The organism is Pedobacter sp. Hv1, from assembly GCF_001412215.1.
Taxonomy (GTDB): Bacteria; Bacteroidota; Bacteroidia; order Sphingobacteriales; family Sphingobacteriaceae; genus Pedobacter.
This window is the reverse complement of the sequence record NZ_LLWP01000005.1, coordinates 246,172-271,625: the sequence shown is the minus strand read 5'-3', so window position 1 is coordinate 271,625 and position 25,454 is coordinate 246,172. Positions and strand designations below refer to the sequence as shown.

General features: G+C 37.3%; 23 protein-coding genes and 1 riboswitch. Of the genes, 11 read left to right on the top strand and 12 right to left on the bottom strand.

The features are described 5' to 3' along the window. Nucleotides 1-117: 117 nt before the first annotated feature. Entirely contained in the window at nt 118-3,075 is a 2,958-nt protein-coding gene (locus AQF98_RS12810) for a DNA gyrase/topoisomerase IV subunit A (protein WP_055132351.1), read from the top strand. 65 nt (nt 3,076-3,140) lie between these two features. Here the strand turns inward: AQF98_RS12810 and AQF98_RS12805 are convergent, their stop codons facing one another. Continuing rightward, nucleotides 3,141-4,541 carry a hypothetical protein gene (locus AQF98_RS12805; RefSeq protein ID WP_055132350.1) on the bottom strand — a complete coding sequence of 467 codons (1,401 nt, stop codon included), beginning with the start codon at nt 4,539-4,541 and terminating at the stop codon, nt 3,141-3,143. A gap of 130 nt (nt 4,542-4,671) precedes the next feature. After that, nucleotides 4,672-4,877: riboswitch (TPP riboswitch) on the top strand. A gap of 65 nt (nt 4,878-4,942) precedes the next feature. Here AQF98_RS12805 and pnuC point away from each other — a divergent pair. Beyond that, nucleotides 4,943-5,566 carry a nicotinamide riboside transporter PnuC gene (pnuC, locus tag AQF98_RS12800; protein ID WP_055132349.1) on the top strand — a complete coding sequence of 208 codons (624 nt, stop codon included), beginning with the start codon at nt 4,943-4,945 and terminating at the stop codon, nt 5,564-5,566. Between the two features lie 2 nt (nt 5,567-5,568). Then, nucleotides 5,569-6,657: an acyl-CoA dehydrogenase family protein gene (locus AQF98_RS12795; protein ID WP_055132348.1), complete on the top strand. Its 1,089-nt coding sequence runs from the start codon at nt 5,569-5,571 to the stop codon at nt 6,655-6,657. Nucleotides 6,658-6,732: 75 nt separating this feature from the next. Here the strand turns inward: AQF98_RS12795 and AQF98_RS12790 are convergent, their stop codons facing one another. Next, a complete protein-coding gene (locus AQF98_RS12790; protein WP_055132554.1) occupies nt 6,733-7,737 on the bottom strand; it encodes a hypothetical protein in 1,005 nt (334 codons plus the stop codon). Nucleotides 7,738-8,059: 322 nt separating this feature from the next. On the opposite strand from AQF98_RS12790, the gene AQF98_RS12785 reads away from it, so the two are divergent. Beyond that, nucleotides 8,060-10,363 (top strand): TonB-dependent receptor, encoded by a 2,304-nt coding sequence (locus tag AQF98_RS12785; protein ID WP_082435041.1) that lies wholly within the window; start codon nt 8,060-8,062, stop codon nt 10,361-10,363. Between the two features lie 28 nt (nt 10,364-10,391). Continuing rightward, the gene (locus tag AQF98_RS12780) at nt 10,392-11,489 is read left to right on the top strand and encodes an HmuY family protein (protein ID WP_055132347.1); all 1,098 of its coding nucleotides are present in this window, start codon (nt 10,392-10,394) and stop codon (nt 11,487-11,489) included. Nucleotides 11,490-11,933: 444 nt separating this feature from the next. On the opposite strand, the gene AQF98_RS12775 is transcribed toward AQF98_RS12780, so the two are convergent. The 3 genes from AQF98_RS12775 to AQF98_RS12765 form a co-directional block, all read right to left on the bottom strand. Then, nucleotides 11,934-12,818 carry a class I SAM-dependent methyltransferase gene (locus AQF98_RS12775; protein ID WP_055132346.1) on the bottom strand — a complete coding sequence of 295 codons (885 nt, stop codon included), beginning with the start codon at nt 12,816-12,818 and terminating at the stop codon, nt 11,934-11,936. A 96-nt stretch (nt 12,819-12,914) separates the two neighbouring features. After that, nucleotides 12,915-13,667: an ABC transporter ATP-binding protein gene (locus tag AQF98_RS12770; RefSeq protein WP_055132345.1), complete on the bottom strand. Its 753-nt coding sequence runs from the start codon at nt 13,665-13,667 to the stop codon at nt 12,915-12,917. Beyond that, nucleotides 13,664-14,398: an ABC transporter permease gene (locus tag AQF98_RS12765; protein ID WP_055132344.1), complete on the bottom strand. Its 735-nt coding sequence runs from the start codon at nt 14,396-14,398 to the stop codon at nt 13,664-13,666. The genes AQF98_RS12770 and AQF98_RS12765 overlap by 4 nt, the downstream gene beginning before the upstream one ends. 143 nt (nt 14,399-14,541) lie before the next feature. Between AQF98_RS12765 and AQF98_RS12760 the strand changes: the two genes are divergently transcribed. The 5 genes from AQF98_RS12760 to ispG all read left to right on the top strand — a co-directional run bounded on the left by AQF98_RS12760 (nt 14,542) and on the right by ispG (nt 19,749). Next, a complete protein-coding gene (locus tag AQF98_RS12760; RefSeq protein ID WP_055132343.1) occupies nt 14,542-15,237 on the top strand; it encodes an SDR family oxidoreductase in 696 nt (231 codons plus the stop codon). 18 nt (nt 15,238-15,255) lie between these two features. Then, nucleotides 15,256-15,921, top strand: a complete 666-nt coding sequence (locus AQF98_RS12755; protein ID WP_055132342.1) for a PspC domain-containing protein — start codon at nt 15,256-15,258, stop codon at nt 15,919-15,921. Between the two features lie 93 nt (nt 15,922-16,014). Next, nucleotides 16,015-16,977 (top strand): LiaI-LiaF-like domain-containing protein, encoded by a 963-nt coding sequence (locus AQF98_RS12750; protein ID WP_055132341.1) that lies wholly within the window; start codon nt 16,015-16,017, stop codon nt 16,975-16,977. A 106-nt stretch (nt 16,978-17,083) separates the two neighbouring features. After that, nucleotides 17,084-17,686: an RDD family protein gene (locus tag AQF98_RS12745; protein WP_055132340.1), complete on the top strand. Its 603-nt coding sequence runs from the start codon at nt 17,084-17,086 to the stop codon at nt 17,684-17,686. Nucleotides 17,687-17,766: 80 nt separating this feature from the next. Continuing rightward, nucleotides 17,767-19,749: a (E)-4-hydroxy-3-methylbut-2-enyl-diphosphate synthase gene (gene ispG / locus AQF98_RS12740; RefSeq protein ID WP_055132339.1), complete on the top strand. Its 1,983-nt coding sequence runs from the start codon at nt 17,767-17,769 to the stop codon at nt 19,747-19,749. 251 nt (nt 19,750-20,000) lie between these two features. Here ispG and AQF98_RS12735 read toward each other — a convergent pair whose 3' ends face one another. The 3 genes from AQF98_RS12735 to AQF98_RS12725 form a co-directional block, all read right to left on the bottom strand. After that, on the bottom strand, nt 20,001-20,423 hold the full coding sequence (locus AQF98_RS12735; protein ID WP_055132338.1) for a secondary thiamine-phosphate synthase enzyme YjbQ: 423 nt from the start codon (nt 20,421-20,423) through the stop codon (nt 20,001-20,003). A 4-nt stretch (nt 20,424-20,427) separates the two neighbouring features. After that, nucleotides 20,428-20,760 carry a cupin domain-containing protein gene (locus AQF98_RS12730; RefSeq protein ID WP_055132337.1) on the bottom strand — a complete coding sequence of 111 codons (333 nt, stop codon included), beginning with the start codon at nt 20,758-20,760 and terminating at the stop codon, nt 20,428-20,430. Between the two features lie 260 nt (nt 20,761-21,020). Beyond that, nucleotides 21,021-21,548 (bottom strand): DUF1572 domain-containing protein, encoded by a 528-nt coding sequence (locus AQF98_RS12725; protein WP_055132336.1) that lies wholly within the window; start codon nt 21,546-21,548, stop codon nt 21,021-21,023. A 147-nt stretch (nt 21,549-21,695) separates the two neighbouring features. Between AQF98_RS12725 and AQF98_RS12720 the strand changes: the two genes are divergently transcribed. After that, entirely contained in the window at nt 21,696-22,586 is an 891-nt protein-coding gene (locus AQF98_RS12720) for an FkbM family methyltransferase (RefSeq protein ID WP_082435039.1), read from the top strand. 32 nt (nt 22,587-22,618) lie between these two features. On the opposite strand, the gene AQF98_RS12715 is transcribed toward AQF98_RS12720, so the two are convergent. The 4 genes from AQF98_RS12715 to AQF98_RS12700 form a co-directional block, all read right to left on the bottom strand. After that, entirely contained in the window at nt 22,619-23,173 is a 555-nt protein-coding gene (locus AQF98_RS12715; protein ID WP_055132334.1) for a dihydrofolate reductase family protein, read from the bottom strand. An 89-nt stretch (nt 23,174-23,262) separates the two neighbouring features. Then, nucleotides 23,263-23,631, bottom strand: a complete 369-nt coding sequence (locus tag AQF98_RS12710) for a nuclear transport factor 2 family protein (RefSeq protein WP_055132333.1) — start codon at nt 23,629-23,631, stop codon at nt 23,263-23,265. 10 nt (nt 23,632-23,641) lie between these two features. After that, nucleotides 23,642-24,097: a VOC family protein gene (locus AQF98_RS12705; protein WP_055132332.1), complete on the bottom strand. Its 456-nt coding sequence runs from the start codon at nt 24,095-24,097 to the stop codon at nt 23,642-23,644. A gap of 531 nt (nt 24,098-24,628) precedes the next feature. Beyond that, nucleotides 24,629-25,450: a helix-turn-helix domain-containing protein gene (locus tag AQF98_RS12700; RefSeq protein ID WP_055132331.1), complete on the bottom strand. Its 822-nt coding sequence runs from the start codon at nt 25,448-25,450 to the stop codon at nt 24,629-24,631. Between the last annotated feature and the right edge of the window lie 4 nt (nt 25,451-25,454).

Below are 25,454 nucleotides of genomic sequence, written 5' to 3'. Positions count from 1 at the left end.
GCTAGCCTTAATTATTAGAGTTTCCAGATGCTGTAAAATTCACACCTGTTTAAAACTTCTCTTAAAAATTCTGATTGCAAGCCTTATATTTACGCATCCCAAATACTTTTATAGCGAATGAGTGAAGAATTAGACAATAACTTAAACGAAACCAATTTGCCGGATAATACGGAAATTAAACATACAGTTACCCCGATTAATGGCCTTTATGAAAACTGGTTTCTCGATTATGCTTCTTATGTAATTCTAGATAGAGCAGTACCGCACATACACGATGGTTTAAAGCCCGTACAGCGTCGTATTATGCACTCTTTAAAGGAAATGGACGATGGACGTTTCAATAAAGCCGCCAACGTAATTGGGAATACGATGAAATACCACCCACATGGTGATGCTTCTATTGGCGATGCAATGGTGCAGATTGGACAGAAGGATTTGTTAATTGATTGCCAAGGAAACTGGGGCGACCCGATTACTGGCGATAGTGCTGCAGCTCCGCGTTACATTGAAGCACGCTTATCGAAATTTGCCAACGACGTTGTATTTAATGCAGATACCACCATTTGGCAATTGAGCTATGATGGTAGAAATAGTGAGCCTGTTACCTTACCTGTTAAATTCCCCTTGTTATTGGCACAGGGAGCCGAAGGTATTGCGGTGGGTTTGGCCACCAAAGTAATGCCACATAATTTTGTGGAGCTATTGGATGCTTCTATTGAGATTTTAAGGGGAAATAAACCCAACATCTTACCCGATTTCTTTACAGGCGGTATGGCCGATTTTTCTAACTACAACGAAGGGATGCGTGGTGGAAAGATTAGGGTAAGAGCAAAAATTACAGAAAAAGATAAAAAGACTTTGGTCATTACCGAAGTTCCATATAGCACTACTACAGGTTCGGTGATTGATAGTATTTTGGCTGCCAATGATAAAGGCAAGATCAAGATTAAAAAAATTGAAGACAATACTGCCGCCAATGTAGAAATTGTAGTGCAACTGGCACCAGGCATTTCGCCCGATGTAACCATTGATGCTTTGTATGCTTTTACAGCCTGTGAAGTTTCCATCTCTCCAAATACCTGTATCATTAAGGATGATAAACCTCAATTTCTTTCGGTAAACGATATTTTAGCGCAAAATACAGCGCATACCAAATTCTTGTTGAAACGAGAACTGGAAATCCGTTTGCACGAACTGCAGGAAAAGATCTTCTTTAGTTCGCTCTTAAAGATCTTTATTCAAGAAGGGATGTACAAAAATGCCGAGTACGAAAATGCCAGCGATTTTGAAGCAGTGGTAACGGTATTGAACATCTTGTTCGATCCGTTTAAGCCTTCGTTATATAGAGAGATTTTACCAGAAGATTTTAAAAAGCTGATCGATAAACCGATGAGTAGCATTACCCGCTTTGATGTGAAAAAGGCTGATGAGCAGATGAAAGCTTTGGAAGACGATATTAAGGTAGTGAAAGGTCATTTGCGTCATTTAACCGATTATGCCATTGCTTGGTTTCAAAAACTAAAGGATAAATATGGTAAGGGCCGAGAACGCAAAACCGAAATCCGTTTGTTCGATAAGGTAGAAGCCAGTAAAGTAGCTTTGGCCAACGTTAAATTGTACCTGAATCGTGAAGATGGTTTTATTGGTACAGGTTTGCGTAAAGACGAGTTTGTGGCCGATTGCTCTGATATTGACGAGATTATTGTTTTCCGTGAGGATGGAAAATGCATCGTAACCAAAGTGGCCGACAAAACTTTTGTGGGCAAGGGCATTATTCATGCACAGGTATTTAAAAAGGGAGATGAACGTACAGTTTACAACCTCATTTACCGAGATGGTGCCAACGGAACAAATTACATTAAACGTTTTTCTGTATTAGGGGTAACCCGAGATAAGGAGTACGATTTAACCAAAGGCAGTAAGGGTTCAAAAGTATTGTATTTTACCGCCAACCCTAATGGCGAAGCCGAAATTATAACGGTACAGCTTAAACCACATTCTAAATTAAAGAAGCTACAATTTGATATCGATTTTGCAGAAGTAACCATTAAAGGGCGTGCTTCTCAGGGAAATATTGTGTCTAAGTACCCAATTAAAAAGGTATTGTTGAAGAGCAAAGGCGTTTCGACTTTATCGGGATTAAAAATTTGGTATGATGAATTACTGAAACGTTTAAATGTTGATGGTAGGGGCAAATACCTGGGCGAATTTGATGGTGATGATAAAATTGTGCAAGTGAATGCTGCAGGTTGGTACGAACTGACTTCTTTTGATTTGAGCAACCATTTTGATGCTGGAATTGTATTGATGCAAAAGTTCGATCCAGAACAGGTATATGGCTTGGTACATTATGATACTAAGGCGAAAAACTATTTTGTAAAGCGTTTTACCTTCGAAATGCAGCCAGCAGGCAAAGAAGTGACCATTATTAGCGAAGAACCAGGTTCTAAAATGATTTTTATTACAGGTAAAGCTGAGGCACAAGTGCAGATCGATGTAGAAAAAGGAAAATCGAAAACGCCAGAGACCTTAATGGTAGACTTGGCAGGACTGATTGATGTGAAAGGATTAAAAGCAAATGGTAACCGACTCTCGCAACACGAAGTGAAACAAGTGGCCTTGGTTAATCCAGAATCTGAAATAGGAACTGTATTGATAGAAAAAACTAAGCCTAGCACAGAAGATGGTGAGGAGAATGAAGAAATTGGAGGAGCTGAGCAAGAAGAAGGCGTTGTAGAGATGGTAGAAGAAATGGCCATTGATGAAGTAGTGCCTGAGGTTGTAGAAGATGTTGAACTGCCTGAGGTGAAAACCGAAGAACCAGTAAAACCTATTGAGGAAACGCCTAAAAAGAAACCAGTATTTAAGGTAGAACCGATAGCAAAACCTGAGCCTAAAGAGCGTACTGTAGTTAAGGAAGAACCAAAAGAAGAAAAAGTAGCAGAACCTAAGGTTGAAAAAACAAAGGAAGAAGCTAAGCCTGAACAAGCAAAACCGATTAAAAAGATCGATCTGGAAATTACCAATCCAGACGATATTAAAATTGATGACAAAGGACAGTTAGGGTTTTTCTAACAAAGAGGAAATAGATAAAAAACAAAAAGGCCACCGATCGGTGGCCTTTTTGTTTGAAATAAAACTTACAAAGTTCTATTTTTCATTTTTTCATATGCTTGCTGAGAACGTAGAAAACCTTCGGCTTGGTTTCCTGCTTTAGCCATATCACTTGCAATTTTTTGCGTAGCCAATGCTTCATTATAAATTCCCATAGCATAATAGAGATGAGCTAGCGTGTCATAAAATCCCCAAGTTGGGCTCAATTCTATAGCACGTTTACTCCAAATCATGGCTTTGGTTAAATAATTGATATTTTTAGTGCCTGTGGCATAAAATCTATAAGCAATATTATTTAGTTCGGTTGCATAACTAGTTGAAGAAACTGAAGTAATAAGAGATTCAGTTCTCCTAACCATTTGAGGATTTGACTTAAGGATACTATCTCTTTTTTCTTTTGAAATAGGAGGCATTGTTGTAAAAACAGGTTTATTTCTTTCTAACATCACCTGTTTTTCCTTTTCTTCTGCTTTTTTTATTGAATCCGCACTGATATTCATATAATAGGTGTCATAATGCTGAACTGCGCTTCTTAAATAGTTCGTAGTGTCTTTTATGGCACTGTAGTAATAGAGCATTTGGCTACCGTAACTCTTATTCCCTTTAAGATAATCTCTACTCCAACTATTTCTCGCAAAATTGGCGCCTGCTTGAGCTTGCCTAACATTTTTATTTTTTACAGCATTTAACATGGTATTGTTAATCATGTAATTATTCATATTTAACCTAGTTTGGCTAGGTTCTTTTTTAAAAATACTATCCACAATTTTTCTATTTGTATAGGCTAATTTAAAGGCCTCTCCATCTACATATGGACCAGCCTCAAGAATAAATAGTACGGTCTGGTAATCGTTAAAATCATCAATTCGTAAGCCCCTTACATATTGCTCAATGAGTTCTGCATTATTGGTAATGCCATTTTTTTTCTTTAGTTCAATTAGCCTTTTTAAGAGCGTATAATCAGATTTGTTTGCTAGATACTCTTTTTCTATGGTACTGATAGATTTTTCTTTGCTCTTTGTCAAAGCAAGATCAAGCATTGCCAAATACTTATGCGTTGTTGGCGAAAAACCAAAATCCCGATGGAAAACATCTTGGTTGGCATGCATGAAGAGAAAAGTTGGAAAGCTGTTGATTCTGTAGGTTGAAATAATAGAACGAATGGTAGAATCTCCTCCATTTGTTTCATAAACAATAAAATTGTCCTTAATTTTTTTTACCACATCTTCTTCTTGTATCGCTTTATTTGCGGGGATCTTATTTGCCATCTCTGGCGGAAAATTTGCACCAATAATAAGCAGGAGGGGTTTTTCTTTTTTCGTTGCCAATTGTAATGCTTGCTTATAAGATTTTGCATCACTTAAATTTTGTGCGAAAGAGAAAAAAGGTAACAGTAGGAGAAGTGTTAGTTTTAGATAGATTTTCATTTGTAGATTTATTTTTTCTAAATATATAAAATACCAGTTCAAAAAATATTAAATATGTTTTAGTTTAACATACTTATCAAATTGTATTTACATGATAGTCCTGTGTTATTCCAAATTAAAAATTATATTTGCCCCACTCAAGGGGTGCTCCTTAAATACTGTTTTCTATTACAGGTTTGAATGAGCTGAGATTATACCCATTTTAAGGTGAAAGGTAAAAGACGGAAGGTAAAAGGTAATGCATTTGCAAACCTTAAGCCCTCAATCTCAAAACCCTAAACCTTAAATGTACCTGATCTGGATAATGCCAGCGTAGGGAAGAGGTTGAGTTTTACAATGCTGTTTCGCCCCTGGGCAGCCTTTAATTTTTACTGTTTAACAGACAAATTGCATTGTAAATGATGAATCTTCAAGAATGGCTTTCGCTTTTTCAACAACAGTTTATACATACCTCGATCATCGAATGGATTGCCGTAGGTTTTGGTGTATCGGAAGTACTGTTGGCCAAACGGAATAACATTTGGCTTTACCCAACTGGAATTATCTCTATTTTATTGTCTATGTTTTTGCTGCTTCAAGTAAAATTGTATGCAGAAACCTTGCTAAGTATGTACTATTTGGTGATGAGTGTGTATGGTTGGGTTTTATGGAAAAAACGTAAAGAAGCCGCACAAATTCAGGTGGCGTGGTGCACCAATAGAGAGCTTACTGTTGCCATATTGATTTCTACTATTGGCTTTTTGATCTTGTATCTTGTTTTAAAACATTTTACAGATTCTGATGTGCCTGTTTGGGATGCCTTTGTATCATCAACCGCATGGGCAGGCATGTGGCTGTTGGCCAAACGTAAAATAGAGAACTGGATTTTCTTAAATATCTCTAACATTTTTGCTATTCCCTTATTGATCCATAAAAAGCTGGCCATGTTTGCCGTATTAACTACTATTCTATTTATCGTAGCCATTTTTGGTTTTATAGAGTGGAGAAAGATCTATAACCAGAAAAAAGTAGCTTTAGCAGCATAGCCATGGAACAAATTTTAAGCAAAGCAGACCAAGCAAAAATCAGACAATATGCAGGCGCTGCAGAAGAACTTGGAGAACTACATCCTGAAGTATTAGAGTTGGCTTACCAACAACAATGGTTTAAATTATTTGTGCCCGAGCAATACGGTGGCCCTGGTAAAAAGCTGCCTGAAATTTTAAGGTTGGAAGAAGCATTAGCAGAGGCCGATGGAAGTTTGGCTTGGACAGTTACACTTTGCAGTGGCGCAGCATGGTTTGCGGGATTTTTAAATGTAGCACAAGCCGAACAATTATTTGCCGATAGGAAAGTATGTTTTGCAGGCAGTGGTGCCATTGGTGGAACTGCCATAACAACACCCGATGGCTATCTGGTTAATGGAACTTGGAAATATGCTAGTGGTGCGCTACATGCTACCGTATTTACCGCCAATTGTTTATTGAAAAACGAAGATGGTACCGATGTGCTTACCACAGAAGGTAAACCTGCAGTAAAGTCATTTATATTCAAAAGAAACGAAGTAAGTATTCTGGCTGGTTGGTCTTATTTTGGTTTGGTAGCTACAGGTAGCCATGCTTTCGAAATAGAAAACCTAACAGTATCTGCTGATAGAAGCTTTGAAATCAATAAAACAATCAACGTTGCCGATGAAGGATTTGATTATCCCTTTTTACAGTTGGCCGAAACCACTTTAGCAGTGAATAGCTTAGGCATGGCCAAACATTTTGTAGCGCTTGTTGAAGAAACATTTTATGCCAGATCTGGACTAAAAAGATACAATGAAACTCAAACGGCTTACTTTGATCAGGAGCTACAACGCTGCAAAAAAGAGCTAAATGAGTTTAGAGAACAATTTTATACTGCTTTCGATTTATCGTGGGAACAATTGTTGAAATACCAAAAAATTGACGAAGAATCGTTAGCCAAAGTAAGTTTGTTGAGCAGGCAATTGGCACACTGTGCTCGAAAAACTTCTGATACCTTATTCCCTTATTGTGGTTTGGAAGCTGCAAAAAAAGAAACGACCATTAATAGGGTATGGAGAGATATCCATACGGCAAGTCAACATGCATTGCTTACTTTTGAAAGTTAAAGACCACAAAACTCCAAAACATAAAAAGGGCTGACATTAATTAAAATGTCAGCCCTTTTTGGTAGTTCAGTCTAATTACTGATATTGGATGTAAATAGGAGCTGGTTTAAGTTTCATTAATTCTTCTGGAGTCATTAAACGGTTTGGTGCTTTTTTCAAATCGTTTTTATAGAACAATTTAAAACCTGTAAACTGTACTGGCTCGCTAAAAATAAAGTGGCGATATGTACCTATTTTTAAATCAGGCTCACCCCAACCATCCATATGCATTACAGTTTGTACCTCAGGTCTTAACTTGATGTTTTGGTAGTTGGTTACCATTTTTTTGGTAAATCTATGTACAACAAAAACCTTTGGTGGAAGATTATATTTTTTTACCATGTCTGCCAAATAGCCAGATACATAGTTAAGATCTGCTGCATCGTAAGTTCCAATTTTTTTACCAGGCAATGAGCCATCTTTCATTGAAAATTCAGGGTCGATACCTAAATGTACATTTGGCATTTGTAGGTATTTTTCAATATGAGGTAATTCTGCTTTAATAGAGCTTAAAGCAACCTGAAGATCTAAAAATACAATGGTATTCGGATGCATTTTGGCAATAGCCAATACAGAGTCGATTTGGCTGTTAGCCATTCTATTAATGTATTTGCCATCTTTACCTGGGGTGCCACTAGCTACTGCAGCAATATAGTGTAAGCCAACTTGTACCGGTGTAGCCGGATCTACTTTTTCCCAGTGTTTAACTTCAGCGTTTAAACGTTGCCACATTTCTTTTGGTGCATACTCGCCCAATGCGCCCATTTTTTTAGAATGCAAATTGCCATAATAAACCACAATACGTTTGAAAGGTAAAATTGCTCCAGCAAGTGGATAAGGCTGATTTTTTACTGGCCATTTTCCGGTAGTATCGCCATTGGCCAATTTTTTTACTAACTCGTTATATTTTGCTGTATCAACAGGTGTGCGTACATTTTCTTCTTCAACTTTTGTCGAATCTTTAGTGCCTGCAGTTTTGGCGGCTGCTTTTTTGCCATCAGAAGTGCAGTAAGCAAAAGTGCTTATGGTAACAACTCCCATTAATAAAGCACCTGCAATTTTAGTAAATCTCATAAGTAGATCGTATTAGTTTTAATAATTTAGTTTTCAGATCAATCCAAAAATACATCATTTCCCCACAGCCTTGCTTTATACTTATCAACAGATTAACATTCTGTTTAAAAGCACTAGTAATGGAGATAGAATTTGTGCCACCTTAATCTTCTGCAATTATACTATTCTTTATCAATAATAAAAATCCTCTTTTTGAAGTGTTTAGAGATTATATTTCATTATTATTTGTATTTAGTCTAAATAAGCTTTAATATTGCGCTATTATTTGAAATCATTCTAAATAATATACATGAAAATATATTTACTCTCTATAATTCTTCTTTTTTCGGCTACTAAGCTTGCTGCGCAACAGCAAAATCAAACCGTTTATATCAATGGTAAAGTAATCACGGCCGATGGTCAACCTGCTGCTGGTTTATTGGTATTGATTAAAGGTGTAAAGCGAATTGCCTATACCCAAAATGATGGTTCTTTTAAAATTGCTGCACCAATTGGTAAAAATGAGCTGACCATTAAATCAAGCTTAAACACTTTCGAACAAAGTGTGCAGGTTAATGCCAATTCAAATGTAGCGTTACCAACTATTCAGCTTAAAGAAAAATTAACTGAGTTAAACGAAGTGGTGGTCACCGCTCAATTTGGTCCACAATCGTTAAGAAACTCGGTCTACAATATTAGAACCATTAATGCCGAAAAAATTAGGTTGCGGGGTGCCACCAATGTACAACAAATATTAAATACAGAGTTTGGATTTCGTTTTAGCAACGATTTAACATTAGGTACAACAGATGTTGAGTTGATGGGAATGAGTGGTAGAAATATCAAGATTTTGTTAGATGGAGTACCCATGGTTGATCGCTCTGATAGCAGGGAAAGCCTCAATCAGATTGATGTAAATACCATTGAAAGGATAGAAATTGTAGAAGGACCTGTGTCTGTAGTATATGGTACCGATGCCCTTGCAGGGGTGATCAATATCATTACCAAAAACGCTGGTAAATCTGTATTGAATATTTCGGCTAGGGTACAAGATGAAACAGCAGGTAAAGAATATAATGCTTTAAAGGGTGCTGGTAACCATATCCAAAATGTGGGTGCCAGTTGGCAGAACAAGGGCTGGAGTGCTTTGGCAGGCTTTACCCATACCGAATTTGGGGGTTGGAACTTGGCTCCTAAAACTGCATCGCCAGAACAAGTGGCCGCAGAAAATAGATGGAAACCGAAAGAACAGTACATGGGGAATGCCAAAATAGGTTACCGAAACAATCATTTTAATATTTGGTATCGGTTAGATGGCTTAGAAGAAACCATTGATAGCCGAGGAGGGATGAACCCAAACAACTATAGAGCAAAGTTCCAGACTTATACTACCAACCGTTATACACAACAACTACAAACCGAATGGAAGCTATCTGATCAACTTCAGTTAACTACTGTTGGTGGATATACAGATTTGAAAAGAGCTACCAGAACAGTACAACATGATTTTACAAGCAATACGGAAACACTAACCACAGAAGCTGGAGAACAAGATATTGCGAAATTTAATGCCGCAATTTTTAGAGCTACTGCACAATATACGGCCTCTAAATCTATTTCTGTACAACCGGGTTTCGAATTTAATAGAGATGCGGCCAGCGGTCAAAGGATAAAAGGTACACCTGTAATTAATGATTATGCCTTTTTTATCTCTTCAGAATTGAAGCCGAATAAAAGCATCAACATCCGTCCGGGTTTAAGGTTCATTAAAAATTCTGTTTACGACGCACCTACAGTAATCCCCTCGTTAAATACAAAGTTTACAGTGAGTAAGGATTTAGATCTGCGATTGGCTTATGCCCGTGGTTTCAGAGCGCCTGCATTAAGAGAATTGTATTATGATTTCTTTGATGCCAGCCATTCGATAATGGGGAACGAAAACTTAAAGGCCGAAGAATCCAATAGTTTCAATGGGTCAGTAGCTTGGGCAGGAATTCAACAAAAAGACCTTCAATTCCGCAGTACTTTAGCAGGTTTCTATAATTTATTTAAGAATAGGATTGATTTTGGTATAGATGCAGCTAATCCATCAGTTACTACCTATATCAATGTGTCCAAATATAAAACTACAGGTGGATCATTAGACAATACCTTGATCTACAAAAATCTACAGGCCAATGTGGCATTGTCTTATATCGGAAGATATAACCGCTTGGTAGAAGATGCTGTGTCAGTAGAAATCCCAGAGTTTTTATGGTCGCCAGAAGTAGCAAGTAGCTTAACCTATACTTTTCCTAAAATTAACGGAAGCATTAGTGTCTTTTATAAATATGCAGGTTCAAGACCAAGTTATCAATTGAGCACTGTAAGTGGTGTACAAACTGCCAAACTGGTTAAGGTTGGTAGTTTTAGCTGGGCAGATTTGATGTTGAACAAAAATGTACTCAAATACATTACCATTAATGCAGGCATTAAAAACCTTTTCGACATCACCCAATTGACCAATACTTCTACTGCAAGTGGCGGTGCACACAGCACTGGAGGTGCAAGTGTGCCTTATAGCTATGGACGCTCTTATGTATTGGGCCTTTCTTTTAACTGGAATAAAAATTAATTGAATTATATAATTTAAAAATAGAAACATGAATAAATTTAACTCAATCTTGGCCATTGCTGGTTTGGCAATCACGTTTACAGCCTGTAAAAAAGACAATGAAAATCCAATTATTGTTGTACCGCCATCTGATGGAAGTACCCTAACTTTAAATGGATTGATTGGTGCAGAATCTGGAACCGCTGCTGGAAATAGCGTATATGTAGATTTTAGTAAAGATAAACAGACTGCTGTTGATAGAGATAGCTGGGATTTAGGTTTTTATTCTGGAACCGACTTTAAGGTAATCTTGAATGCAACAAATGGTGCATCAGCTATTTTAACCACAACTACTAAAACTGACATTAATGCTGTAACCGCTGCCGACTTTGATCCTAATACATTAAAAACTGGTCAGGGAAGCAATCTATATTTTAATAACACGGATGATCAACGTGAAGCAAATATTTTAACCAAAACAGCTATTGCACAAATTTCTGCTACAGATGCAGATAATAAAGTTTACATCTTGAATAGAAAAGGAGGCTCAAATACTGTTTTGGCAACAACTGATCTGTATAAAATTAGAGTTTTGAGAAAAGGAACCGGATACACCTTGCAATATGCAAAAGTGAATGAAACGACCTTCAAAACATTAGATATTGCTAAAAACACAGAAGCTAATTTTCAATTCGCTTCGTTGGTAAAAGGAAGTGCAGTAGTTGTTGAGCCTGCAAAAGCTGATTGGGATTTGGTTTGGGGCTGGTCTCTTTATAGAACACAATTTGCTGATACCACAATTCCTTTTTCTGGTCTTATCCCTTATGCTTTCTCTGACCTCGTTTTCATTAATAGTTTAGCAGGTGTAACTGCTGCACAAGTTGCTACAGCTGATTTTACGTATGCTGCTTTTACAGAAGCTAATATCTCAAGTCCTAAAGTGGTATTTTCTGCTACAAGAGACATTATTGGCTCTAACTGGCGCAATACTACAGGTACTGTTGGCGTAAAAACAGATTTGTTTTATCTGATCAAAGATGCTAATGGAAATGTTTACAAATTGAAATTTGTGAGTTTCCACTCTGCAGATGGTGGTACCAGAGGTAAACCAGTAATTGAATATAAATTAGTTAAGAAAGGTTCTTAACGTTCTAAGTTTATAGTTTATTTGTTTTGTTTAAGAGTAAGGCTTCTGAGGATTCGGAAGCCTCTCTTGTTTTTGTTGGTGTCTTCAACGAGTGTGCTGCTATATGGCCAGTGTATCTTAAAATTCATTTTGAAGGCACATTTAAGTTATGATCAATAATTGAACCACATAGAAAGATAGGTCACATAGGTTTTTATGCTGATGTTGGCGTGCTCGCCAAGGTGCCATAAAAAATTCTCTATTTGCTTTATGTCTATGTGGAACTATGTTACTATGTGGTTAACATATCTTCGCTATGGAAAATTTGATCAACAAATTGACCACATAGAAAGATAGGTCACATAGCTTGTTTATCTTATGCTGAGGTTGGCGTCCTCGCCAACAGATGATAGACAAAAAGAGCTTTAATATCTGCTATCGGAAGTAAAGCTCCTTATCTTGTTGCTATTTAAACTTGTTGAATTTACCAAATACACCTAAAGGCAGTTTAATGCCAGAAGTAGCTTGTAAATAAAGTTCGCCAGTTTCTAAATTGCTTACTTGCGGAAAAGAAGTTTTGATCAAGTTTTCTACAATAACCGAAGAGAAGCCCAAAGAATAGGTATTCAAGATCAAAAAGTGTTCTTCCTCATCTAATAACTGCACCACATCTTGCATCATTTCCTGAATGTGGTCTTCTAATTTCCATTTCTCCCCATTGGGGCCATGACCAAAAGCAGGTGGGTCTAAAATAATGCCATTGTATTTTTTGCCACGTTTCAATTCTCGTTTTACAAACTTTAAGGCATCTTCTACCACCCAGCGTACGTCTTTTAAATTAGATAACTCTTGGTTTTCGTTGGCCCAGTTTACCACTTGTTTAATCGAGTCTACGTGTGTAGTATCGGCACCAGCAGCCTTGGCTACTAGAGAAGCAGCACCAGTATAGGCAAATAGGTTCAGTACCTTCGGCACTGGTGTTTTGAATTTCTTAACTGAAGAAGAAATATAATCCCAGTTTACCGCCTGCTCCGGAAAAACACCAACATGCTTAAAAGAGGTCAATCCTAAACGCAGGTTAATATTGATCTCGTTATTTTTATAATTTACATTCCAACGGTCTGGGGTGTTTTTAGCTACTTTAATCCAATCGCCACTGGTAGCAGAACGGCCCTTAAATTGAATATGGGTCTGCTTTTTCCACTCTTGTGGCGACCATACTTTTTTCCAAACAGCTTGTGGCTCCGGACGAGCTAGTACCAAATTGCCAAAGCGTTCGAGTTTTTCGAAATCTCCGCAATCTAATAATTCATAGTCTTTCCAGTGGGTTGGTGTAAGTAAGTGTATCATTGGTATAAAATAGTTTGAACTAATATAGTTTTAAATATATCAATTAATGTTGTGAGATTTAAATGAATAAGCTTGAAAAAGAAACCTTTGTAAGGTTTATAGTTTGCCTTTGGCAGCTTTCATAAAACGGCTGGCAAATACAAAATCGTTCAGCTCTTCAATATCTGTTTTGGCGATTTCTTTGTTAGAACCTTCCCAGAATTTTTTCCCTTCGTGTAAGAAGATGATATAATCACCAATGCCCATAACAGAATTCATATCGTGGGTAACTACAATGGTGGTGGTATTGTATTCTTCAGTTAATTCTTTAATCAGCTCATCAATTACGATTGATGTTTTAGGATCTAAACCAGAGTTGGGCTCATCGCAAAACAGGTATTTCGGGTTCATGGCAATGGCACGGGCAATACCCACACGTTTTTTCATTCCTCCAGAAAGCTCAGCCGGAAACAGTTTGTTTTTCCCTTCCAGGTTTACACGTGCCAAACAGAAATTAACACGTTCTAGTTTTTCTTTATAAGGCTGATCGGTAAACATGTTCAATGGAAACATGATATTCTCTTCAACTGTCATTGAATCAAATAAAGCAGAACCTTGAAAAAGCATTCCAATCTCTTTTCTGATTTCGATACGTTCTTCGAAGTTCAATTGCGTAAACTCACGACCATCGTACAATACACTTCCCTGTTCAGGCTGGTGCAAACCAATCATACATTTGAGCAAAGTGGTTTTTCCAGAACCAGAACCACCAATAATTAAATTGGTAACCCCAGGTTCAAATTTACCAGAAATCCCTTTTAGTACCTCATTATCACCAAACGATTTATGGATATCTTTAATCTCGATCATAATAATAATTGGGTTACGATATAATCACATGCTAAAATACTGATACAACTTACTACAACAGCTTTTGTACTGGCCTGTGCTACTTCTAATGCACCACCTTTTACATAAAAACCTTCGTATGCAGGTACCGATGTAATGATAAAGCCAAAAACGAATGCTTTTACCAATGCTACTGTAATGGTATATGGATTAAAATCTGTAGTAATACCTTGTACATATTCTGCAGCAGAAACAGCACCAGATAAGGTACCACCTAAATAACCACCTGTAATACTTAAAACCATTGAAATGATTACCAACATTGGAACCATGGTAATACCGGCAATAATTTTTGGTAAAATTAAATAACCTGGTGCATTGATGCCCATAATCTCTAAAGCGTCAATTTGTTCGGTTACCCTCATGGTACCAATTTCTGATGAAATGGCAGAACCAATTTTTCCGGCCAATACAATTGCACTAATGGTAGGGCTCAACTCAAGGATACTCGAGTCGCGGTTAACCGAACCAATAATTGTTTTCGGAATAAAATCACTTACCAACTGGAAAGCAATCTGTAAAGTCATTACCGCTCCAATAAAAGTGGAAATGATACTAATTAAACCTAATGAGCCTACACCAATAAAATCCATTTGTTGAAAAATGGCTTTGATATATATTTTTAATTTTTCAGGTCTTCTAAAAACGGCTTTTAAAAGTAGAATATACTTGCCAAAATTGGTAAAGTTCATTTAATAAAGATTAACTGTAGTAAACACAATATTATACAAAGAAACAACAAAAAATGTTCTGGCTTTGTGTATTTATTAAAAAATATTATTGTTTTTAGATATTAATACCCTTTTTTGTGCTAAACAAACAATATTTTCGATATATGAATGCTGTAATTACAGGGGCAACAAAAGGAATAGGGAGAGCAATAGCACTTAAATTGGCAAGCCACGGCTACAATTTGGCCTTATGTGCAAGAACTGAAAAAGATCTGGAAGTTTTAAAAGAAGAATTGGCTCATGCCAATGTAAAAGTTTTTACCATGGTGGCCGACTGTAGCAACAAGACAGCGGTTTTGGCCTTTTGTAAGTTCGCAAGTTCGTCTTTTGATCAGGTTGATGTATTGGTAAACAATGCAGGTGTATTTTTACCTGGCAGCCTATTAGATGAGCCTGATGAAGCCTTTGAAAAACAACAGCGGTTAAATGTATATTCGGCCTATTATTTTTCAAAACACTTCGGAAAAATGATGCGTGAGTTAAGGTCTGGGCATATTTTTAACATCTGCTCTATAGCCAGTGTGCAAACAATTGATAATGCTGGCAGTTATAGTGTAACAAAGGCGGCCATGTATAGTCTTAATAATGTATTGCGGAAAGAGTTAGCTCAATACAACGTTAAGGTAACGGCAATTTTGCCAGGTTCTACATTAACAGCATCATGGGAAGGCACACATTTACCCCCAGAACAGTTTGTACAACCAGAAGATATTGCCAATTCTCTATACTCCATTTTAAATTTAAGTAGTGGTGTTAACGTTGATGAACTGATCTTGAAGCCTTTGAATTTTAACTTATAAATAGGAGGAGATAGCGTTATGGAAAAGAGATTATTTAGAAACGAGCACAGTAAGGCCATAGCAGGAGTTGCATCTGGCCTGGCAGATTATATGCAGGTAGATGTAACTATTATCAGGCTGCTTTTTGTATTGGCAACCATCTTTTTAGCTGGTGGCGGATTATTGGTCTATATTGTAATGTGGATTGTAGTGCCGGTAAATAACGACCCAATAGCAAGATATAATAAGTTTAACGAATATTTTAAAAAAAACCAAGAGGACTCAGCCATGTTCAACTCACCAAATGCCTTTAATAATCCTGCAAACTCTGGTGCGCAGACCAAATGGAACACACCCAATGCAGGTCCAGATTTTAACCAACCGGTAGATCCAGCTCAATTCAAAAAAAATAACGATACTGGTCGTACCATAGGTGGTTTAGTTATATTGATCTTGGGTATTTATTTCTTGTTGAGACAGTTTGATGTGATGCCGCAATGGTTCAATATCTTTAAGATCTATAAATTATGGCCACTGGCAATTGTAGCGGTAGGTATCAGTCTGATCTTTAGAAACCAGAGAAAAAATGAGTGGGATAATTTTAAAAAAACAACTGAAGAAACACAAAAAAGTACAGCTGAACAACCTGTTGAGGAGGCTATAATTACAGAAGAACCTAAAGATTCGGCAACACCAAATCCTTAGTATTTAAACCAAACAAGCATGATAAATAATTAAATTGCGGTTGTAGAGTTCTCATGCAAACTAAGCATCCGTTACAGCATAAAATTTAACGAAATGAAACTAGATAGAGTAATTTGGGGCGTACTGCTTTTGTTTATTGGTGGTGTGCTATTGTTAGATAACTTTAACATTATAGAGTTTTACTGGCGTAACGTATGGAGTTTTTGGCCAATATTTTTGATCATTTTAGGGGTCAATATCTTGTTCAATAGAAACAACTCGCAAACAGGAAATATCATTTCATTGGCCATTTTGGTTATTGCTTTATCTTTTCTCTTTGTAAAAGGCCAAGAAAGACCTTCGTCTAGATACTGGTGGGGCAATGGTAAAGGAAACCATATTGAAATGAATATGGACGATGAGGATAACGATGGTAACTACACCAAAGCTACATTTACTGAGCCTTTATTAGCTGGAGATAGCGCGAAGAAAAATATCCTGAATGTTTCTGGAGGTGGTACTTCTTTCGATTTAAAAGGTGCAACAGATAGTTTGTTTATTGCCAATGTAAGAAAGAGATTCAGCAATTTCATTTTAACCAAAGAATCTAGCGATAGCGTAAATACGTTAACCTTTAAACTACAAGATAAAAACAAAAGAAACAGTTGGTCTTTTAATGATGGTGGCAATGATGTTGACCTTCGTTTAAATACCGCTCCAGTTTGGGAAATGAATTTAAAACTGGGCGCTGGACAAATAGACTTCGATTTAAAAGACTATAAAGTAAGAACCCTTAATTTTGACGGTGGTGCTGCAGAGGTTGACATCAAATTGGGAAGCTTATTGCCTATTACAGATGTGAATATTAAAACAGGTGTGGCCGATGTAAAAATCCGCGTACCTAAAGACTCTGGTTGTCGCATCAAAACCAAAACAGGATTGTCTACAAAAGATTTTTCAGGTTTTACCAAAATTGACGAAGGGTTGTATGAAACACCTAACTATCAATCTTCAGCAAAAAAGATCTTCATCAACCTAGATGGAGGCTTAAGCAGCTTTGAAGTAAATAGATACTAAATAAAAATCAAGTTATCGGTTTTACGTTATAAGTTTGTATGGTTAAATTGTAGTAGATTTAGATAAAGTATCTGCTTGTAACGTAAAACTGAAAACAAATAACTTAATGGAATATACGGTAGTTGTTAATGGTAAACCCGAAGGGCCATATCGTTTAGATGAACTAAAAGGCCTAGCGATTAAACCTGGTACTTTTATTAGAAAACCGGGAATGGACGATTACAAAGAAGCTCATGAGTTTGCAGAACTGCGTGAGCTTTTGGGTTTCAGATACCAACAAACTGCCCCTCAATATTTCGCCTCGTTTGATCAGCGCTTAATGGCATCGGCCATTGATTATTTCTTATTAATGATCATCTATGTTTTTGTAGTGCTCATTCTCTACATTTTTATCAATAACCAAATTTTCAGAATTGGTACCGCTCTAAGCCTTTTGGCATTGGTGCCCTTAGCCAAACTGATTTATAGCAGTTTTGCAGAGGCCTCAGTAAAACAGGCTACCATAGGCAAACGTTTAATGGACATTAAGGTAACCGATATGATTGGCAACAGAATTGCCCTATCAGTTTCTTTTGGCCGTAACATTGCCAAGGTATTTTCTGTATTGCCCCTATTTATAGGTTACTTGTATAGCTTTTTAAACAAGAAACAACAATGCCTACACGATGTAATTGTGGGTACTTTAGTGATCAAACAACGCTTGGTTTAGCCTATAAGCTACGAATTTGACCCTCGGTTGATCGATGATTAACCTTAAATATTTAAACTTTTAGATTATCTTTGTAGTGCATGGAAAAAGTGGATAGATTCTACAAATTGGAAGGCGGTTATTGTAACAGTGTAACCCAATATTCGAGGTTTTTAACCCGCGAAGTTCAGATCGGTAACATCCCTATGGGTGGTTTAAATCCGATCCGTATCCAATCGATGACCACTACAGATACGATGGATACCATGGGTACTGTAGCACAGACCATACGCATGGTAGAGTCTGGTTGTGAGTATGTAAGAATTACAGCTCCAAGCATTAAAGAGGCCGAAAATTTGGCCAATATTAAAAAAGAACTGCGTTTAAGAGGCTACGATGTTCCATTGATTGCCGATATCCATTTTACCCCAAATGCCGCAGAATCTGCAGCCAGAATTGTAGAAAAGGTTCGTGTTAATCCGGGTAACTATGCAGACAAAAAACGTTTCGAAAATCTAGAATATACCACAGCAGCATATCAGGCAGAGTTAGATCGCATCTATAAAAAATTTACGCCACTGGTTAAAATCTGTAAAGAATATGGTACGGCCATGCGTATTGGTACCAACCATGGTTCACTGTCAGACCGGATCATGAGCCATTATGGCGATACCCCCAGAGGAATGGTAGAATCGGCTATGGAGTTTATCCGCATGTGCGAAGACCAAAACTATTACAACCTGTGTATTTCTATGAAAGCCAGCAATACGCAGGTAATGGTGCAGGCCTATCGTTTATTGGTAGAAACCATGGCAAAAGAAGGGATGAATTATCCTTTGCACTTGGGGGTTACCGAAGCCGGCGATGGCGAAGATGGCCGTATCAAATCGGCAGTAGGTATTGGTACGTTGTTGGCCGATGGTTTGGGTGACACGATTAGGGTTTCTTTAACTGAAGATCCCGAATTTGAAGCTCCAGTTGCTAGGGCCTTAGCCGATCGTTATGAAAGAAAGTTCGACAGTTCTCAATTGGCAGCTTCTGGTTCTCAGGAGGTAGTAAACAATACCACTTATAACCCGTATCAATATGCACGTCGCATTACCAGCCCCGTACAACAGATAGGAGGTCATTACCCGCCGGTTGTAATGGTTGATGTAACGACACAAAATTTAAAAGACCCGTATTTTTTAAGCCCATTGGGTTACAATTATAGTGCTGGTTTAGATAAATACAATCTATCAGACCAAGCCTGTGATTTGGTTTATTTGGGTGATGAACTGCCTTCTTTTTCTTTTCCGGGTAATTTAAAACAAGTTTATAATTATCAAACTTGGCTTCAACTCAAAGATAAACACAATTGTTATCCGTTGTTTAGCTTAGCCGAGTACGCAACGGTTGACATTAAAGATGCCACGTTAAACTTTGTAGGCATTAATGCCGATGAGTGGAGTACAACAGATTTGGAAGTTTCGCAATTAGCAAACCCTACAACCGTGGTTATCCTTACCACGAGCCAAGATATGGGTATGCAACAACAGCGAGCTTTTTTTGTAGCCTTGCAGCAGCAAAATATCCAAGTGCCGGTAATTGTTAAAAGAACGTACCAAAATGTAGATGCAGATCAATTGATGTTAGCTGCGGCCAGTGATCTGGGTGCCTTATTAACTGATGGCTTTGGCGATGGGGTTTGGATCAATGCCCCTGCAAGTATTGGTTTGGCCCTAGTAAACACCACCAGTTTTGGTATTTTACAGGCCACACGTACACGAATCTCTAAAACAGAATATATCTCTTGCCCAAGCTGTGGCCGTACCTTGTTCGATTTGCAAGAAACTACACAGTACATTCGCTCTAAAACCGACCATTTAAAGGGAATAAAGATTGCCATTATGGGCTGCATTGTTAATGGCCCAGGCGAAATGGCCGATGCCGATTATGGGTATGTAGGCACTGGCCCTGGTAAAATTACTTTGTACCGCGGTAAAGAAGTGGTAAAGAAAAATGTAAACACGCCTTCAGCGCTAGATGAGCTGATAGAGATTATCAAAGAAGATGGAAATTGGATTGAAACGGTTTTGAACTAGGAAATGGTGAATAGTAAATAGAAAATAGGAAGTAGTAAATAGGGAATAGAAAATAGATGGGTGTTCACAAAATGTGAAGTTTATTGAAAATATTCACAAAATTGGTATAGATCTGCTAAATTTTCCTATTGACTATTGAACCAATGACTAATGAACTAATGAGCCAATGAACTCATTATAAATATTTTACTTAAATACCTTCATTTCTTAATGTTAAAGATTGGCATCTTGCAATATTAACTATTAGTTAATTAAATGCCCCAAGCAGTAAGCATTACATTTCGGTTGCCACCATAATTGCGATGCTCGCAAAGGTAAATGCCCTGCCATGTACCTAAGGCCAGTTGACCGTCGTTTATAGGGATAAGTAATGAGGTATCTAGCAATGCAGACTTAAGGTGTGCAGGCATATCATCGGCCCCTTCGTAATCGTGTGTGTAATCTGGATCGTTCTCTTGCACCGCTTTATTAAACCAAGTTTCAAAATCCATGCGTACCGTTGGGTCGGCATTTTCGTTAATGGTCAATGAGGCAGAAGTATGTTGAATAAACACTTGCAATAAGCCTGTTCTTAAGATACTCAATTCTGGTATCGCATGTATAATTTCGTCGGTAATGAGATGGAAACCTCTACGTTTAGCTTTTAAACTCAATTTTTTTTGAAAGAATTGCATGGCCTTAGTATTTAAAATCTTCTCTACCTGGACTAAAGATATCCAGTAAAGTACAGTCGGTAACCGCTCTACCACCATGTGGTATACCACCCGGAATAAGTACAAATTTACCTGTATCTAAAATCTGGGTTTCAGCACCAACAGTCATCTCAAACTGACCTTTTAACACAAAGGCACATTGATGGTGGGGGTGGCTATGGATAGGAGAATCGCTACCTGCTTTGATCTCGATAAAGTTGATGGTATTATTTTCTGTATGGATCAGTTTAGAAAAAAATCCGGGAGTCATCTCCTTAATTTCGATATCGGCAAACTGACGGAAAATTGCTTCTTGCATGATCAAATATTTCCATAAAGTTAATATTTAAGGTGGGTATGGGACAAGAAATGTTAAATATTTTACGTTCCATTTGATTTGAAACATGAAGACATGAAGAAAAGTGAAGGCTTGTTTGAAGAAGATTCAATTACAAAGCCCTTCAGTTCTTCTTTGCTCTGAAACATTAAGGCATTAAGAAATTGAAGGTTTGTTGGAAGAAAATACAATTACTTTCCTACTTCATTTCTTAATGTTAAATATAGATTGGTTGGGTGTTCTTATTTGTGTTTGGCAAACATCTCTGCATTGAAGCTATCTGAATTGCCTTTGGGGATAGACAACGATTGCCAGTTTTGATTGATGCACATTTTACCAAGAAAAACGATCTGCCCTATGTGGTAAGGGTAATGGGCCAATTGTCTGTTAATGGCTTCGGTAACGGTATGGCCTTGGTTACGGATAAATACTTCCTTGGTAAGATCGGCTGTGGTTAAAGCATTAATGCCATCGAATAGGCAAGCCCAACCCTTGTTCCATTTGTTTAACAATTCTTCTTTGGTGCCTTTGGTGGCTTCAAATTCTTCGTCTCTGTTGCGCCATTCCTTTTCGCCATCGCTGGTTAAAAAATCCGTCCATCTCGATAGCATGTTGCCACTAAGGTGGTTAACAATCATAGCTATGCTATTGCTTTCTTCATTGTATTGCCAAAATAGTTGGGCCTCGTCCAGTTGAGCAATGGTTTTATCGCCTAGCGTTTTGTAATATTCAAATTGTGTTTTGGCACTTTTTAGATAATCGTTTTGCATGGGGAATGTGGTTTACGTAAAGATAGGCACAATTATACATTATATAAGCCTATAACTTGATAAACTAGCGCACTTTTAAAGGGTTGTTATTGGCCAATTTTATTGAATCTTGAAATAAAAGAACTAAACCTTATCTTGTAGTCAAAAATGACCATGCTCTCCGCCATCAAAAGAACTTTTAACTTCATTATTAAACATCCCTTAGCCAAAAGGCATAAATATCGCTCTTTTTATAGATTTGTCAGTTGGCAACTCAGCTCTTCCATGTCAACTGGGCTTACTGCCGTCCCATTTGTTGAGCATACCAAGTTTTGGGCAAAAAAGAAATTAACGGGTGTTACTGGCAATATTTATACAGGTCTTCATGAATTTGAAGACATGGCTTTTGTGATACACCTTTTACAAAAAGATGATGTATTTTTTGACGTAGGTGCCAATGTGGGTTCTTACACCATTTTAGCCAGTGGTTTAAAAGAGGCTAAAACGATCGCTTTCGAACCAGTTCAAAATGCTTTTGAAATTTTGTTAGCAAACATCGAACTCAATAAACTTCAACAAATGGTAAAGTGCGAACAAATGGCGGTGGGAAGCAAAAAGGAGGTTCTTTTTTTTACCAACGATGAAGATACAACCAATCATTGTGTAGAAAATGCCAGTGCAAATACCACAACAGTACAGGCAATCCATCTAGATCATTATTATCCCGAATTATGCCCCATTTTACTTAAAATAGATGTGGAAGGATTTGAAACAGAAGTAATCAAAGGGGCGTCAAATATTTTGGCATCAACAAATCTAAAAGCAATTGTGATTGAATTAAATGGGAGTGGCGATCGATATGGCTATGATGATGCCGATATTCATCAACAGTTGTTGTCTTTAGGTTTTCTTCCATATCTGTATGATCCCTTCCAACGAAAGTTAAATCCAAAAAATCATTTTAATGGTTTTAATACCATTTATGTAAGGGATATTGATTTTGTTTCAGCACGGCTTTCTAGCGCTAAACCATTTGTCATTTTTAATGAAAAAATATAAGTTTAGGCATTGAGCCAATGTGTAATTGCATACTATAGTGGCTGATAAGTTAATAGAACAGTACCGCTTTTAAAAACTTTAGTATCGGTTAATTTTAACGCTAACTGTTGTTCAAGGCCATTAAATATAGGTGTACCCTTACCTATAGCAATTGGATCGATCATTAACTGATATTCGTCTATTAACCCATGTGCAGCAAACTGGGTAAGTACCTGACCACTTCCTAATAAGGTGAGGTTTTTACCCGGAGTGTTTTTTAACTTTTTAATCTCGTCAATTATATTGTCTTTTACAATGGTGGTATTGTTCCAGTTGGCATGGCTTAAGGTGGTAGAAAAAACAATTTTCTCTGCCTCGTTCATTCCATTGGCCACTATCGGATCGTTGCTTAATGCAAATGATGTTGGCCAATAGCTCTCCATCATCTGATAGGTAATTCGGCCGAATAAAAGGATATGGTCTTCTTGCAGCATCTCTGCAGAATATTCTCCTTCTTCTTGCCCATGGGTATGCCAACTGATATCGCCCTGCTCATTTTTATAAAAGCCATTTAGCGATAGGAAATTATAGATGCTTAACTTTCTCATTTTAATGGTGTTGATGTAAACAAAGTTAGTTGAAGCAGTGGTTTGCAAAAGGGGGATTGGCGTATTTTTATAGTGCCATTTGAGACAGCCTAATTGAGCTCAATACAACTGCCTGCAATTACTTTCCATTGGTTGTTAAAGTTTTTCCAAACCCTTAGATAGCTAAATGTGCCATCTATTGAGTGATCTATGTATTTACCTTTAAGGTTGATGGTTACAGCAACTACAGCAGTATCGCCAATCATATTTATCTGTTGCTCTTTTGCTTCGATAGTGAAAATGGTTATCAGACCAGAACGGTGCGTATCTAGATCTGCTGCTTTGGTTATCGTTTGTCCGCTGGGCAGGTTAAACAATAAATCATCGTGTAATAAATTGTCCAAACTCGCTATATCTCTGTCTTTAATGGCCTTTAGGAGTGTCTTTTCACTAGCTACTATCTGATCTGTAATGTTCATGATTTTAAATTTAAGGTTGCGGAGTATATTTAACAATGTCGATCCCGATGCCGTTAGGGTCTTGGATGGCAAAGTGTCTATCACCCCATGGCTCATTGCGAATATCGATATTAATTTTAACTCCTTTCTTTTTAAGAGCCATATAGGTTTGGTCTACATCGTTAACCTCTAGGGTAAGGTACATGCCCTGACCATTGAAAGGCTTGTGGAACAATGGTTGTTGTGATGGATGGTTGGGCAGCAGAAAACTAAGCTCTGCATCTTTATTTGGGGTGTGCAATAAAAGATAGAACTCGTTTTCGAATGTTACGCCAAAGCCCAAAATGTTGGTGTAAAAAGCTTTGGTTTCTTTAAGTTTTGAAGTGATGATGCCTGCGTTCAGTTTCATTTTGTTTGGTGTTTGGGTTTGCGAATAGGTTAGGGATGCCCAACAGAAAATAGTGAGCACTAAAATTAGTTTTTTCATGGGATATAATTTATTAACCCTACAAAATTGCAAAGATTGGATGAAGGGGTATTGTAAAAATCGGACATGTTTTTTACCATTCTAGCTAGATGGTTTGAAACATTAAGGCATTAAGAATGATGAAGGTTTTTGTTTATCTTAATGTTGAAAAATGGCGCTTCGATACTTTGTTAAACGGAGTAGAAACTAAACTCAACGTGACAATTAATAAATACATAAAATAACTGTCAGTCTGAGCCTGTCGAAGACGATTGTTGAGAGATTTCTACTAGTTAAGCGAAGTAACTGCTTAGGTAAACTAAGATTACTGAGGTGGTTTTTTACCACCTTAGACAGCTAAGAACAGCTTAGTATTAAATCCTATTTTGTCAGTCTGAATCTGTCGAAGACTATTTAGTAATTATATACTTTGACTAATCTGATTATTGCTTAGGTTAACTAAGGTTACTAAGATGGTGTAAATGCTATGCTTTATGCCTTAATTTCTTAATGTTAAAAAATAGTGCTTAGGTAGTGTTAAAGTAATACCTTTTATCTTTTAAATGCAATGCTTGGGGTTACACCATAAAAGGTTTTAAACTCTTTGATAAAATGGGCTTGATCATAATAACCCGTATCAAAAAACAATTTGTTTTGTTTTAAGCTTTGTACAGAGGGTTTCGCCCTAAGAATGTGCTGAAAACGGACTACTTTGCTGAAGGTTTTTGGGGTATCGCCAATGTAAAACTCAAATAACCTGCGCAACTGTCTCGAGCTAATGCCTGTATCGAGGTCTTTTTCTACATCGACAATACCAAAATTCTTAAGAATAATATGGATAGCCTCATACAACCTGACATCGGCATTAAAGCTGTTGTTAGCTAACAGTTGTAAAAAGTACGAGTCGAACTTGGTTTGTATAGCTTGGATATGTAGGCTAGGATTAAAGTTGTGCTTAATAAAAGTTGCCACATGTGGTACTACTGCATGTAAATGTTCAAAACGGTTGCTCAACTCTGCTGCATTGATATTAAACAATTGTGGAAACATGGTGGGTAGAAAGCGCACCCCAACATAGTTGAAGGAATTGGGCAAGGGGAATTCGGTGTATTTTTTGCAAAAGCCCATCACAAAATTTTCTTCCGGATTATTCAGCTCAAAAAAGATGTCAATACAGCCATCGGCCACTACCCGGTAATTGAATTGTTTAGCTAATGGCTGTGTGGTTTGCAACTGCCAATAACAATAGATATAGCTTTGTAGCCTAACATCGGGCAAAAACTCCTGATAGGTTACACCCTCATCAGCCTGTTTAATGGTAGGTTGTATAGGTATGTAGAGATCTCTGACTTGAATGGCAGGTTTCAAACTCATCGGT